The 14,199-nt window shown below is 56.5% G+C and carries 9 protein-coding genes; 1 reads left to right on the plus strand and 8 read right to left on the minus strand.

The window, feature by feature from the left end:
* Positions 1–7: 7 nt before the first annotated feature.
* The 8 genes from DW49_RS1000000134310 to DW49_RS0117625 form a co-directional block, all read right to left on the minus strand.
* The gene (locus DW49_RS1000000134310; RefSeq protein ID WP_169338186.1) at positions 8–232 is read right to left on the minus strand and encodes a hypothetical protein; all 225 of its coding nucleotides are present in this window, start codon (positions 230–232) and stop codon (positions 8–10) included.
* A complete protein-coding gene (locus DW49_RS1000000134315; RefSeq protein WP_229687540.1) occupies positions 183–395 on the minus strand; it encodes an RHS repeat-associated core domain-containing protein in 213 nt (70 codons plus the stop codon). The genes DW49_RS1000000134310 and DW49_RS1000000134315 overlap by 50 nt, the downstream gene beginning before the upstream one ends.
* Positions 396–416: 21 nt before the next feature.
* Complete coding sequence (locus DW49_RS0117600; RefSeq protein WP_005618677.1) at positions 417–4,445, minus strand: RHS repeat domain-containing protein; 4,029 nt, start codon at positions 4,443–4,445, stop codon at positions 417–419.
* A 94-nt stretch (positions 4,446–4,539) separates the two neighbouring features.
* Positions 4,540–5,025, minus strand: coding sequence for a hypothetical protein (locus DW49_RS0117605; protein ID WP_024421339.1), 486 nt, complete (start codon positions 5,023–5,025; stop codon positions 4,540–4,542).
* A gap of 23 nt (positions 5,026–5,048) precedes the next feature.
* On the minus strand, positions 5,049–7,955 hold the full coding sequence (locus DW49_RS1000000133150) for a hypothetical protein (protein ID WP_024420180.1): 2,907 nt from the start codon (positions 7,953–7,955) through the stop codon (positions 5,049–5,051).
* Positions 7,955–9,982 carry a hypothetical protein gene (locus DW49_RS0117615; protein WP_024421340.1) on the minus strand — a complete coding sequence of 676 codons (2,028 nt, stop codon included), beginning with the start codon at positions 9,980–9,982 and terminating at the stop codon, positions 7,955–7,957. The genes DW49_RS1000000133150 and DW49_RS0117615 overlap by 1 nt, the downstream gene beginning before the upstream one ends.
* 336 nt (positions 9,983–10,318) lie before the next feature.
* Entirely contained in the window at positions 10,319–12,739 is a 2,421-nt protein-coding gene (locus DW49_RS1000000132860; RefSeq protein ID WP_005618685.1) for a hypothetical protein, read from the minus strand.
* Between the two features lie 107 nt (positions 12,740–12,846).
* Positions 12,847–13,476 carry a hypothetical protein gene (locus tag DW49_RS0117625; protein ID WP_024421341.1) on the minus strand — a complete coding sequence of 210 codons (630 nt, stop codon included), beginning with the start codon at positions 13,474–13,476 and terminating at the stop codon, positions 12,847–12,849.
* Here DW49_RS0117625 and DW49_RS1000000134055 point away from each other — a divergent pair.
* Positions 13,465–14,112: a fimbrial protein gene (locus tag DW49_RS1000000134055; protein ID WP_005618689.1), complete on the plus strand. Its 648-nt coding sequence runs from the start codon at positions 13,465–13,467 to the stop codon at positions 14,110–14,112. The two genes, DW49_RS0117625 and DW49_RS1000000134055, sit on opposite strands and share 12 nt — an antisense overlap.
* The last annotated feature ends 87 nt before the right edge of the window (positions 14,113–14,199 follow it).

Raw genomic sequence — 14,199 nt, forward strand, 5'->3', positions numbered from 1 at the left:
ACCTTTTTCAGAGTTTCCTTTGGGATCTCGGTTTCTTCGTGCCAGCCACATTTACACTTCTCCCTCCTTGAGCAGGCTGCTTAACTCCCAGAGCTACTTTTTCAACCTTATCAGCCTCAACTATATGCGCCAACACTCTTTCGGTTTTTCGCTCTGAAAGTCCATAAGATTTTAACTCTGGATTATATTTCTGAAACACTACCGGCTTTACAGATGGTTTCTTTGGCTTCATGCCAAAAACCCGTCTGAAAAAACTTTCCTATGTTTATATGCCCCGTCGGATCCACCCCATTTACCGAATCCCCCTCCCCATACGCATACGCATACGCATACGCATACGCATTCAACCCATCCTCGCCAAACGGGCTCAGACTGTCCGGACTATGAAAGCGCATCAGCACTGGGTTATACGCCCGTTAGCCATTACCCAACAATTGCCAGCCGGTCTCAGACTCGTGCAGTTCGCCGTTGAACCCCAGCCTGCCGGAAGGAGGTTCTTCACCGCTGGCATGACCGTAAACGGTATAACGTCGGCTGCTGGTTCCGCTGGCATGCACTTCGCTTAACACGCTGTTGCTGAGGCTGGTGGCAAACAACAGCGCGCTACTTCCCTGTTGCTCAGCCAGGAGGTAGCCATCGCCACGCATATAGGTGCTGTTCTGACTGCCTCCCAGTTGACTGGCCAGCACCCCGTCGCGATAAAAGCGCTGCTCACCGGTTTCACCTGCCAGGCGGTCCTGCGGGTCGTAACGATAACGAACATCACCGGCTGGCATACTCACTTCAAGCAGCCGGCCAAGAGGATCGTAACTGAGTGTGCGGCCCGCCTCGTCGCTGACCAGGTTACCGTCCGGATCATAGGTAAGGCTGATTACCGATGGATAGGCGCTGTGATTATTGGTCACCCGGGTCAGTTGCGCAGGGTCAATGCCTTCATAAAAGTAACGGGCGCGGTTGCTTCCACCGTCGAACGTGGTCGTGACCAGTATCAGGTTGTTCAGGCCGTCAAAGCTGAAAAGCTGACGGACAATGGCCTTGCCATAGGGGTCAACCGGCGGTTGCGTACCCGAGCAGTCGTATTGCGTCAGGCGGCCACGCAGGTCGTAACCATACCGCTCTTCGCGAATGATGACCGCCCCCTCGCTGAGGGTTCGCTCGACCATCTGGTCAACATCATCGTAAACCTGAACCATTTGCTGGTTGGCGCCATTGATCGTAAACGTACGCTGCGCTTCACGCCCTTGAGCGTCATATTCCAGGCTGATCACCACCTGGCTATTGCTCGAACTGTCCAGCGTGGCGATGCTGGCCGTACGGCCGAACGTGTCATAGGTGAAATCCGAAACCACTTCCCCCAGCGAGGCCTGAGCCAAACGTCCGAAATCGTCGTAGACGCTGAGTTGCTCCTGGCCCAGCACATCGATATAGGACAGCGGCAGACCCAGCCGGCTGTAGCGGTAGTGCATCGTGTTTTCAATACCTTGGGAGGTACGCTGCTCGCACTTCAGTGACCCGGTGCTGTAATACTTACGCTGCAACTCTTCACCCTCTTCGGAGGAACCGATAAGGCGCGCATTTTGTGGGTCGTACGTGTAGTCGGCGGTCAGTTTCAGCCTGGCAACGGTGTCGGACTGGGTACGCTTCAGCGGTTCATCACCCAGCTCAGGCAGGTAGTCATAATCAATCTGTCGTCCGCTGGGCAGTTTTACTGTATTGGGTCGCATCAGGTCGGACGTGTAGCTGAGCTCACGCTCGCGTCCTCCGGTGGTAGAGGTGACGATGCGATCCAGCCCGTCGAACTTCTGCTCGCCCAGTACACTGCTCTTGCCGTTATGATCGACACCGATCCAGGCCGGCAAGTCTTCGCCGCTGTGGGGCGCATAGCGGCGACACACGACCGTCCCGTCTGGCAACGTGTTTGCCGTGACTCGATCAAAAACATCATAGGCGTAGGTTGTGCTCCGTTCCCGGGTTGGCAAACCGGAGATTTCCTTGACGAGGCGCCCCAGCCCGTCGTACTGGTAACGGCTCAGGCTGACCGGTTCACTCAACCAGTCCAGCTGATCCAGGCGAACGCTACGAGTCGGCTCATCGAACAGATTGAGCCAGGTTTCGCTGACCTCGCTTGTCTGCAGCCCGTCATTGCTTTCAGTCCAGCGGCGCTGGATCGGGCCGTTGGAAGCCTGCGTGCCGACGGGGTCGGTTTGCTCGATTGTCGTTACACCGTCCGGCCCCGTGACGCTTAGCTGCTGGTCCCAGTCGTCATATTCAAAATAGTTGGTCAGGGCCCGTTTCTGCTGGTCCAGCCAGTCGTAACTGGTTTCCTCAACCTTATCTCCCCAGGCGTCATACGCAGCTTCATACGTCTGACGCAGGTCAAGCCGGCGGTGAACATCAGGATTATCGGCGTCGGCGCGAGCCTCATAAATGACCCGACCAAGACCATCAAAGCGGCTTGTAGTCTGCACATTCTTGACATCGAACAACCTCTGCTCGGCCTGATCGGTCTTCACGGCGCAAAGCTGATACTCATAGTGTCTGGTTGCCTTGTACTGCTCCTTGTTCGGCGAGACCGTTTTACTGACTACGCGCCGCAGATTGTCGTAGTCATAACGAATTTCCACATCGTTGTCATCGCGATTGAGCAAAGGCTCGCCGGTGAACAGCGAGTCTTCCAGCGTGATGACTTTCTGCGTTTGGTCGAAACCGGTGACCGTCTGCACGGTGTGCAGCACAGTCTGGTGAAATTCCGGACTTTCCAGAGTGCTGTAAACATAGTCGGTTATGGTGTTCTGCCCGCCCATGGTCACTGTCTGACGACAGATGCGCCCGTACTGGAACGCGTCGTTCGGCTTATCTTCGATATACGTATACGTTGTCTGCTGCAGCTCTTTCTCGCCATCAGTGGTTTGCTGCAGCAGCGTTTCGCTCTCTGATGCAAGCCACAGGTTTTGGCCACTGCCTGCCAGCGCAGGCAAAGCCTTATAGCGATAGCGGGTGACGAGGACAAGCGCGTGGCCATAATCAGATTGCGCTGGAACAACGCTCGTTGCCTTGAGGGTACGCACAAAGCCATCGGGGTCTGGCGGACAGCCGTCTTCACCGCTGACCGAGTACCATTCACTCGTCTCGGTCACCCCGTTAGCCTGAGTCTGAGCCAACAGATTGCCGTAACTGTCATAGTCACTGCTGACGATCTCGGTACGCGGCACGCTGCCATCCGGTGACAGTCGCCAGGTCGTCCTGACCTCTTTGGGCAACTGACAATAGTTGGGTTGCTGGTCAAACGGCTTCCCCTCGTCAATGTAGTAGCGCGTGTCCACTTCCAGGATGCTGAGATTCTGGCGCGTGGTTTCCAGGGCCAGCAGGTGAAACTGGTTGAACACACGCTCGATGCTGCGTACGTCCACATCGTTGACACGCAGGGTTTCAGTCGATGAATACAGGTATGGCGCTGCGCCAAGGTATCGATACAGGTTATCCAGACCATTATCTTCCCAGGCGATATCAAGACCGCCCCCCAGGAAATTACGCTCGCGCTGCCCGCTGTCCCTGTAGCTGTAGCTGTAGCGCACGTCAACCTCAGGCTGACCAAAGCCCGGCGTTATGAGGTGACGAGTGACTCGCGGCAAAGGATCACGACCGGCCCTGACGGGGAACTGATGACCGGAATCCTGATAGAAGACATCCTCGTGCCCCCCGACCGGCGTGTCCACAGAAGCCATGCATGAGTGGCCGCGGATCAGGCTGTATGCAAACCGCCAGGACGCTTTGTTATCGGTAGGCAACTCAATCCGCATCACGCTGCGGAGCGAGCCGCCGAGGATCATGACGAACTCTGCGTCGGCACCTTGCGCACCACGCAGCACCAGGCGCACCGAGGTGCTGTCGCGTGTAATGTCGAGCAGAATCTGCCCGCTATCATCCATGACTTTGCTCAGCATCTGATGAGTGCCGAACGGCGCATACTCCAGCGTAACGCCATGCCCTTCGGGTGCAAATATGCGCGTCGGCAAGGCAAGCTGATTGCCTTGGCTGCCGCGCACTTCGAGGTTTTCCACTTGACCGGACTTGTGCACCACGCGATAACGGACGTCGTCCAGTTTGTAGAAGTGGAAGCTGTCGATTTTCTTTTCCGGCATCAGCAGTTGATCGCCGCTGATGCCTTGTACCTTGAAGGTTTCACCACTGCTCAAGGACACGATCTGACTGCCCGGCTCATACTGTGACAACTGCAGATTCCAGCCAAAACCAAAACCGCTGTCCTGCACATTGAGCGGGTTATAACTCAATACCAGCGGCAGAGTCGGACCGCGCAAACCGTTGGTTTTGATGTCGGGCAAAGTGATCGTCACTGTGTATTGCCCGGTACGAGGATCAACGCCGCTCTGTAAATAACTCAGAAAGTTGAACGCGTTGGAGTGTACAGAAGTCGATGTGGTCATGATCCAATGAACCTCGAACTTTATGTATTGAGATGACCGTCAGCCAAGGCTGGCGACGGTCAAGCAGGCTTGACAGGTTCGGTTGTACCGAGGGCTAATCCGATACATCGACACGCACGCAGGACAACTTGCCTTTTATGTTTTCACCACCGCTATACGCCTGGGTTACAATAATGCCGCGACTGATGATGGTACCGATCGGCATACCTCTGAGCCCGTCGATGGAGATCCAGGGTGTTGTAAGGGGGTCAATATAGGTCAAGAGTTCAAATACCCAGCCCCCCTCTTCATTACAATCTCTGGACTCAAGGCGGATTTTTACTGCTGAGCGCACGTTATCCAGCTTGAAAAAACTCATCTGATCGTTCGTGCATTTATGATGACCCCTGTTGAGATACACCACATCGTCTACGGCGGGAAAAGTGCAGTTATCGCCGCCGCCATCGGATGTTTCTGCAAGCATGATGAGTCGAACCGCCTCTGCCGGGGGCGCAAGCACGGGGCTGTGCGACAGGGGTAACGTACAGCCTGCCAACCCCGCAAGAGCCAAGTAAGCAACGGTTTTATTCAGCGCATTCATGATAATGACTCCCTGTCATTGGATTATTTCGATGCAACGGCCTCGTCGGGCGATGAGTACAGGCTATGCATAAGCCGATTACGTCGGCCCACCCCGTCCGGTAAAAAGCTGACTTTTCGGTTATGAGCATTGCCCTGGTTATCGATCAACCTGACAGCCAGAGACCCCGACAGGTAATCCCGTGCCGTAGTGCCGTTACCTGCCGCCACGTAGTCAATGGGCCATGTACGATGCAAGGTGACGACCAGTTTGCCTTTCTCAAAGACGTCGGTTCTGACGTTTATATCCAGGGATTCGGCATCTTTCATAACGGCGTTTAGTTCGACTTCATCGAAACCGATCTTTTGCGCATCGGCGGCCTTCGCCGAATCGTCGAAAATGTAACCGGTAAAGCTGAACATGATTTCTGCCGGCTGCTCGCTCTCCCAGAGAATGATCGATTTATTGGGTGTTTCTTTTGCACCGACCGGCAGAAACTTCAGCGTTTCAAAACTGACTGACTGCCCGGTATCTGGATGCCGGGCGCTCAGCGTCCAGTAGTCGATGGTTTTCAAGTGAAAATCAAATGGATCATCGGCAGCGTTCTCAGCCGGTGGCTCGGCCGGCGGGTCGCCGCCGCCCCCGAGTGCGCGTGTTGGCACAAAGGTGTAATGGGCCGTATCAAACCGGGGAAGCCGCAGCGGGGTGATGAACACCCTGCTGTTGGTGTCCTCCAGTTCAAGCGAGGTCCACCACCTGCCGTCGTCGTCCTGGAAGGTGGCATAAAAGATGCCGGCAAACCCGGCATTCTCGCGACTGTGCAGGTAGAAATTCTGCGTGACGATAAGCGGTGCGTTCAGACCCGATTCCGCAGGATCAAGCGCTGCCCCGGCCAGCTCGAACCGGTTACGCTCCAGACTGACCCGCCACACCTGATCATCCTCTTCGGCTATACCTTCAATGCTGGGGTTTACTGATTCAAGGTTTTGCCCGGTGTCATTGTCGACCAGACGCATGGACGCCCTTTCAGCAACGCTCAATGTGTAATCGATACCGTCGACCGCAATGGCCTGAGTCTTGATCTGCAGCCTGACCTGCTGGTATCCGTTGGGGTACAGATTGCCCGCGCGCTGATTATCCGCGCCGCCCGGTAAAGTGACGGTGAACATCGACAGTTCGTCCCAGCCAGGCTCGTCGTAGACTTGGGACATTTCGATAACGCTGTAGCCGCTGGCCAGGACCACGCCGTTGTTGACCACTTCACAGCTCACCACGCTGCTGGCAACCACAGACCTTTCAGGCGGCATGAAGCGCCCTTGCTGATCAATAGTGCCCTCCCCGCCAATGACCTTCCAGCGTCGCCGCAGCCCCGGCAGCAACGTGCTGTCCTCGTTCAATTGCACCGCCTGAGACTTGCGCGCACGGGGCACGAAAGCGGGTTCGATACGCAGCATCTGCTGACCGTTGGCGATCAACACGGTAGCAACGCCGATCTCACTCCCATGAGCCTCGATCTGTTGCGCGACCAGTGCTTTTTTCCCGGATCGGGCATCCGCGACAAACAGGCCAGCATGGCCATTCTCGCTGAATTGGCCATATTCCGTGCCGCGCAGCCCCAACCTCACGGTGCCTGCGTCCAGCGTCGAAACGTTCAGCGAAACAGGCTGCAGGAAATCACCACCGGCAACAACTGTCACACGCGGTGCCAGTTCCATGCTCTCAAACACCACACTCAACAATGCAGACGCCGTGCGAGTGACACCTGACTCGTTATAAGTTGCAGTAATCACCACCCGCAACGAGTCATGACCTATCGTTTCAGGATCCGGGGCAGTGTAGACGCCGTCGTTCGAGATGCTGCCGTGCCCGGCATCGGTATGGCTTTGCAGACTGACCGCCGTCCATTTGGTCGCCGCTATGATTTGACCCTGTTCGTTATGCACGCTGAAGCGCTGGGTCTGTCCTGCCTTGATTGTCGTGAAAGCAGGTACGACGCTGGCCTGCGCGGCACGCAGAATACTGAACACCAGCAGATCTTCGTTGCGGTCGCGTTCCAGCACTGCGAAGGTATCGCCGCCAGTAAAATGCAAGCTGTCGAGAACAGGCAGGCGCTCGGGATCAACGTCCGCCATTCCTTCCCGCGAAAGGATCAACGTACTGCCATAGTCCAGATCGTGTGTGCCGTGTTCATCGGGTATCGGGTAAGGCAGGCTCTCTGCTGGCGGGAACTGACCTTCGTCAAGACTGCCATGCAAGCGCATGAACAGCAGCAGTGCGCCGTCACCAAAGTTTTCCGCGCCCGCATCCACCGCGCCGGGCGCCGCCATGGGAAACACCCGAAAGCTCGCCGGAGGCTGCGCCTGGTATTGTTCAAGATCCACCTGCACCAATGAAAAAACACTGCGATGCAGCGGTATCTGCTTAAACATGTCAGCGAAGAATTGCGCTAGACGCACATTGCCGGCCTCATCGAGCCCTGCCAGATTGCAGGTAAATGCAGACCCCTTAGCCAGATTGAGTGTTACCTGGCCAGTGTCATCGGTTGCCAGCTGGACGGTCATTGTCAGCCTGAAACCCATCGACTCGGTAATCTTGAACGTACCGGACACAGTCGTTGCACTACTCAGCGACTGGTGCACGCCACTGTAGCGCCCCGCCACGATATTCATAGTCACCACTACGCTGGCCGCGCTTGAGGATTGAGCCGGAAAATAAAGAGTCGGTACACCCAGCTCGACGCCCTCAAGCCTCAACGTATCGACGCTGAGGTCTTTTCCCCTTACCTCGCCTGTGAACAGCGGCATAAAGGCCAGTCGCTGGTAACGTTCTACATATTGCCGTTGCAACTGCTGGTTGAGGTCGCTACGACTGATCGCAGCAATGGCGCCCCAGCCTTGAGTGCCAGCGCCGGCAGCCAGTTTATCCAGAATATCTCTCATGGAATTGGACATTACATTTCACTCCGCGCAGCGCCCTGGCTGCTCTCTGGTTGGCTGGCCAGCGCCCGCAATACGTCAGAAGAATCAATCAATGGCAGCGGCAGAATCAGATGCCCCTGCAAGGTTCCGACCCAGGGGTCCTCGTAACTGGCGAAGACCACGACAAAACGCTCCGGCGTTCCAGGATGGCTGGTGTAGACACCCTCCAAACCATTGCCTTGTATAAGGCCCGGCCCGTCAAGACTCCACTGGGCATCAAGCGCTAAGTCATTGGCGCTAGCCTGCAGAACGACTTTCCCGTCAGACGAGTCGACCACCCTGACCACCAGCGCCGGGGTGTGTCGACGTACCAGCACCTTGATACCCTGGATACTTTGCCCGTCGCTGACGGTGATCTGATCCAGCACGTAAGTCTTGTCCCGCCCTGCTGGCCCAGCCACGTAAAACTTGCCACCCTGCGGATCATCTTCCAGGGTGCCGCTTTCGGGGGTGCGATTGGCTATACCCCACTTCAGGACACCTCCACGCGAATGACTGGCCGAAAGCTTTACTCTTTCATCGTGATTACACACTTCAATCAGCGGGTTGACGCTAATGGCGCTGGTTACAACGGCGATCAACACGGTGCTGCTCGTCAGGGTCACAGGATCCAACGCCTCAACCAGCACACGCTGAACGTGCTGAGGCATGGACGGCACTTCCGGTGCTCGATACAGACCTTGCTCGTTGATGGTGCCGTAGCTGTCCGCGATGCCATCCGATGGGATTTTCACCGCCCATGTCAGCCTCTCGCGAGGTGGCTGAGTCGTCAGTTGCAGGGTTTCTCCAACAATGACCACAGCCTGTTGCTCGACAATACTGAACGCCTCTGGCGCCGCAACGATTCGACCGAATACCGCCAGGTCGTAAGGCATTTGCCGGCGCATGGGCTGCAGGCTCTGCTCGCCCGGCAACAGCCAGTTGTCCAGAAAACGCTCGGCTCCACCGGCGTCCAGTGTCTGGCTGAATCCTTTGAGTAGCGCGTGCTTGACAGCATAAGCAACGAAGCCGTTGATCTGCCGCTGCTCCTCGGCACTCAGGACGTCTGGCAGATCTCCAACCGGGACAACGTGCTCGTCATAGAGATAGGGCGTGTAGAGGTGCCCTTCCATCGCCTGTTCGTCATCACCATCGGCATCCAGATGAAATTCGTGCTTGAGGCTTACGTTGAAGGTTGCATTGCGCTCTTGCCATTGGCCGCCATCCAGCGCCCGGTAACTGAAATCCAGGGTGCATGGGAAACTCCAGTTCTGCATGACCTGGTTGTACTCAAAGTCAATGGTCAGCGGGTGCAACTGGTTGAACGCCTGGACGCTGAACGTCTCTGACCGGAAGGCAAAATCCGCACTCTGGTATTCACTTGCCGGTACAGCGAACAGGCCTGCATGAGCGACCATCCGTTGCAGCGGACTGTCGGCAGAGGTGATGAATTCGAAATTATTGGTTTGCAGCAGACGCATGACGGCGTGGCCGAATGCGGCACGGTGCAGGGCATGTGCGGAGAACACTGCGGTTGCCGTATACCCAGCCTTGTCGTCATTGGGGATCAGGTAACGAAAATCAGCCTCTTCATTGGGCAGCCCGCCTGTCACGCCGTAAGCCATGGTGGTGAACAGCAACAGAGCACCTTTGCTGGAACCAGGCTCGGCCTCAGGGCTTTCCAGCTGGGAGCGCACGTCGATCCTGCGGACCTGGAGCAATTCGTTGCTCTGCTCGCTGAACACGCCCAGTTCAAATACGCGCTCATGATTGTCCGGGCTGCTCAGCCAGCCCTGAAAAAACTTGCCGATCTCGCGTTGCTCGGTCGGCGTACCGGCAAAATCCAGCGTCGTATTCGTCCCCTGACCGAGGTCGACCAACAGGTTCGGACCTTGACTGTCAAGCGCAAGATCCAACTCCAGATCTGGAGCATTGAGCGGCTCGTAGGCAGCAATTCTCTGAATGATGTGCTGCCCGTGAATATCTTCCACGACGGTGTGCAAGCCGCCGAGCAAAGCCATTCGCCATGCCAGCGGAGCGCGCTCCATCGAGGTGTGCCTGAAGGACAAGGCTGGTGCGCCGAGTACGCAACCCGAAAAAAAATGGGATGTCTGCGTATCGGGAATAGTGACGCTCCCGTTCGGCACAGGTCGGGACAGTCCCTGCCCCACCCCGCGTCGATACGTCTCGTCGAGCATACCGTTGAACTGTGCCCCATCCAGCGCGATGACCGCATCCCAGCCTCGCAACCGGGTTGTATCTTTCATCCATGCCAACAGACTTTCGGCCGAGTGACCTGCCATGACATCACCTCCTGTGATGTTGATGTACCTGTGACCCTGATGTGCTTATTGCGCTCAGGGTGCTGTCTTGTCGCTCATCATGCCCAGCTCCCGGGCAAACCGGGCCAGCGGTAGTGGAAGGATGATGTGCCCCTCCAGTTTCCCGAGCGCGGGGTGCATGGCCCAGGCAAAAATCAGCACAAACCTGTCGGTCGTGTTCTGAGCGACGCTGTAGAGCCCGGTATCACTGATTGTCCCGGTAACCTTCGCGCCAATGTCCCAATTGACCTTGAACACTGCCGGGTCGAGCGGGTTGCCATTGGCGAACGCCTGCAATTGCACCTGACCGGCAGCTGCATTCGCTGCGAGCTTGATCGTCAGGAACGGTAACATTTGCGTGACCAGTACCCAGGCAGAAGCATGGGCCTGGGGGTTGCTCTTGCTGGTCGCGACGACCTCGTCCAGCACGTAGGTCTTGTCGCGCAGCGCGGGTCGTCGGGGAATGTAGGTGTGATCACCATCGGGCAGCGCGCTGGGGACGACCTCGCCGCTTTCGCCAATGACTGCGTCTTTGAGCGACCAGCGCAGTTCGCCGCGGTTCATTTCCCCCGCCGCCAGTTCTGCCGATCGATTGACGTCGCAGACCTGAATCAGCGGGTTAAGGCTAACCTGGTGGGCCACGACGGTGACAAGCGCCGAACTGACAAAGCCCGATGCCCCATGAGTGGCCGTGACGCGCATCCGGTTGAAGGACGTATCGCCTGGCAATGTCGGGGCGTAATACATACCCGTCGCATTGATAGCGCCATAATCCTCAGGATTCCCCTGCAAACACTCAACAGCCCACTTAACATTCGCGCCTGCCGGTGCGACGAAAAATTTGTGGGCGCTGCCGGAAACCATTACATGCTCGACGGGGCTTATGGAAAAATCGGCCCTTAGAGGGTTGATACGACCGAACACGGCGATATCTCTGGGCGCTCGAAGCACATCGGCGACAAGGGTCCGGTTGTAATCGAAATAAATATGCTCATGGATGAACGATGTGACCGACACGGCAGGCACAAGCGTGTGCCGCAATTCTTTCCAGATCCTGGCGTTTTGCTCGTCCAGATTCACTGTGGAGAATTCAGCTTTCAACCGCGCAGTTAGCTGGTTCAAAAGAGGGTTATACACCGGCTTGCCGTTAATGCTCGGGGGTGATTCGAACATACTCAGGTTCGCAGCACTCGAGGTTATTTCCACAACGGGAATCAGAACAAGATCATTGTTGTTCTCCGCAAACGTGTAGGTGCACCTCAGATCGGTAGTCACGTCCTGCCTCAACAGCAGAACAAAGTCATCGCCATCCGTCAATGAGACTGGTATATGGCTACTCCATCTTGTAGTCCACGTGAGTGCAGTACCGTCGTGGTCTATCTTCGTTATCATCAAAGGCCAGCCACTATTTGCAGGAAGCTCGTACGCCTCGTCGGGAAAATAAGCGCTGACCAATCTACCGTCGAAATAGAAATAGAGTCTTCTGTTGATGTGGGGAGTCTGCAGCCTGCCGCTGTTAGCTATTGCCCTGATCACTGGGCCGCCGATTTCGTACTCCAGGGTGAACTTAACACCATTGAGCAAAGCACTCAGCGCGTCTGTGATCGATTCAACAGAAAGCGCTACCTTGGCCAGACGCTTTGAATCGAACAACACCGTGGCGGAGTAATTCTTGCCGGCGTCATCCGGTATCAGGTAGCGGTATTGTACCGGGATGTCACCGCCCTCCTCACTGCCTCGCATGCGAATGAAAACCAGGACTGCGCCGTCACCGTAGTCAGGCGCGGCACGGTCAAGGGAGGCCGCCGGGTTGGTCTGGGTGCGGATCTTGAACGACTGGGGGCGCATCTGATCGTCGTTGCCCGCGCCGATGAAAGCCAGCGTCCACACACGCTTGTTGTCCGGGAGTGTTTTGAACCACTCCTTGAAAAAATTTCCGCCCAGTTTTTGATCGTCGATCGTCTCGGCGAAGGTCAGGATGAAGTTGTCACTTTCCTTGAGGTCCAGACTGACCCGGCCGTCGAGATCGACAATCCCCGGAACGCTGTCCAGGCTCAGGTCAAGCGTCAGCCTCGGCCCCTGCAGTGGATCGACACGAATGACTCTGACCGCCTCCCAGGTGTCGACATTATTGGTCATCGTCACTTGGGTTCCGCCCAGAATGGCGCAGGTCAATGACGCATGGGATTTGTTCAGATCGTTGTTGGAGAACGCAAGACGAGGCGCGTCCAGAATAAAATCATGAATGCTTTCCTTCGACCTGCCGCCGACCAATATCACTTCGCCACTTATCGGGCTCAGATACATATTGGATGAGAAGCGGGAAATATACTCCTCACGCAGCAGGTAGTTGACTTCGTGCCGGGCCATGACAGCGATTGAGTCCCAGCCCAACATCACATTGTTGAGGGGGTCTTTCATCCAGGCGCTGATACTTTCCAGTGTGTTATTAGCCATAAGGCCACCTCCATGTGGCTGCTGTTAATCGGATAGATATGTGCAACCAATGTCTTATCAGTATCGGTAACATCGGCGCAGGGTAAACTCAGCTTCGCGCAGTACGCCTACTCCACCAGGGTGAAGGGGACAGTCGGAAACGCTATATAACTTGCGCCCTCATCAAAGCTGACCTCGACCCTGACGTCATTGGTCGCGCTGTCTTTCTTCAGGTTTTCCAAAAAAGCCCTTGGGATGACCACCGACACCTGCCTCGCCTGGTATTCAGCTTCGGTGAGCGGCTCCGCTTCGCCAGTACGCAGCCCCAACGTTTGCTCTACGCCAGACTGCAACAGCCCGACCGCCTTTATTCTTACGCGCTGCCCCTGTGCCATGTAGGTCCATGACAGGAGATCGAGACCCGCACCCTCTGCCGGTACACTGGCGAGTGGCAGTCGGGCATCCGTGACACGTGGGCACATGATCTGGATAATCGGCCAGCCATCGCTGATGCGTCTTACCTCCAGATTGAACACTCTGGAAGTGCCTGCCGGCTCGGAAACAGGCGATACCCTGTAATAGACATCCAGACGTTTACCCATGTTGGCAGGCACTGCCGCAGGCGGAATCTCGAACAGTCGGGGATCGTCAGGCGAGGGGTAGGCGATAAAACGACCTGTGCTGCCGTAGCCATCCCAGTGCATCTGTACCTGATCGGTTTCGCCGATCACCGCTTCCGGAGGAATGTGAATCTTCACCCCGTTGACCATCTGCTGAGCAAACATGTAGCCATTCACGCCGGTTTCACTGGGGCTTTCGATCAGCGCGTTTTCAATATTGGGGGGCGGCAGATCAAGGGGTCTACGCAGGATGACCCCGCGCGGCAGCGATCTCCCCGCAACACCCTGGCGGGCATACGCGTACACGAACTCGACATCCCTGCCGTTGTTGCTCATGAGCCAGGCCTGATCCAGCGTGAACTGCAAGACACCACTTTCCAAGGTCGACAAATCAGCTCTGTCGAAGCCAGTCGCTTCAACGCCGTCGGCCAGGAATACAGCGGCAAGAGCTTTGCTCTGCGCGTCAACGACAACGGCGGCTGCGGCCTGACAGGCAGCTCCAATGTCGCAACGGTAACGTTCAACGGCCGTGCTGACAGTTCAGGCAGTTACTTCGGTATCACACCCACGGCAGATGGCGCAAAAAATGTCGCCATTGTCATCAAGGATCATAGCGGAGCCTCTATCGCACCAGGCACCGAGTCTGCGCCCTATCCTCTGATCGAGAATGGCATCACCGACATGGTCTTCGACGCCTACTACCGCTCGACAGCAGCCACGGTTGAAGCAGGCATCGCCTCGGCAGACGTGCAGTTCATCGTCGCTATCAACTGATACACCACCCGCCCCGTGTGTAACGGATCGAAAGATCCCTCGCACACAGCGTCATCGTCAATGCATCCAGGCCCGGTTTCGGGTCTG

Origin of the sequence: Pseudomonas avellanae BPIC 631, assembly GCF_000444135.1 — a bacterium.
Lineage (GTDB): Bacteria > Pseudomonadota > Gammaproteobacteria > Pseudomonadales > Pseudomonadaceae > Aquipseudomonas > Aquipseudomonas avellanae.

Excerpts from the sequence above, each read along its gene's own strand:
- DW49_RS0117600 (WP_005618677.1), bottom strand. The coding sequence starts at position 4,445 with ATGACCACATCGACTTCTGTACACTCCAACGCGTTCAACTTTCTGAGT.
- DW49_RS0117615 (WP_024421340.1), bottom strand. The coding sequence starts at position 9,982 with ATGGCTTTGCTCGGCGGCTTGCACACCGTCGTGGAAGATATTCACGGG.
- DW49_RS0117605 (WP_024421339.1), bottom strand. The coding sequence starts at position 5,025 with ATGAATGCGCTGAATAAAACCGTTGCTTACTTGGCTCTTGCGGGGTTG.
- DW49_RS1000000134310 (WP_169338186.1), bottom strand. The coding sequence starts at position 232 with ATGAAGCCAAAGAAACCATCTGTAAAGCCGGTAGTGTTTCAGAAATAT.
- DW49_RS1000000133150 (WP_024420180.1), bottom strand. The coding sequence starts at position 7,955 with ATGTCCAATTCCATGAGAGATATTCTGGATAAACTGGCTGCCGGCGCT.
- DW49_RS1000000134315 (WP_229687540.1), bottom strand. The coding sequence starts at position 395 with ATGCGCTTTCATAGTCCGGACAGTCTGAGCCCGTTTGGCGAGGATGGG.
- DW49_RS1000000132860 (WP_005618685.1), bottom strand. The coding sequence starts at position 12,739 with ATGGCTAATAACACACTGGAAAGTATCAGCGCCTGGATGAAAGACCCC.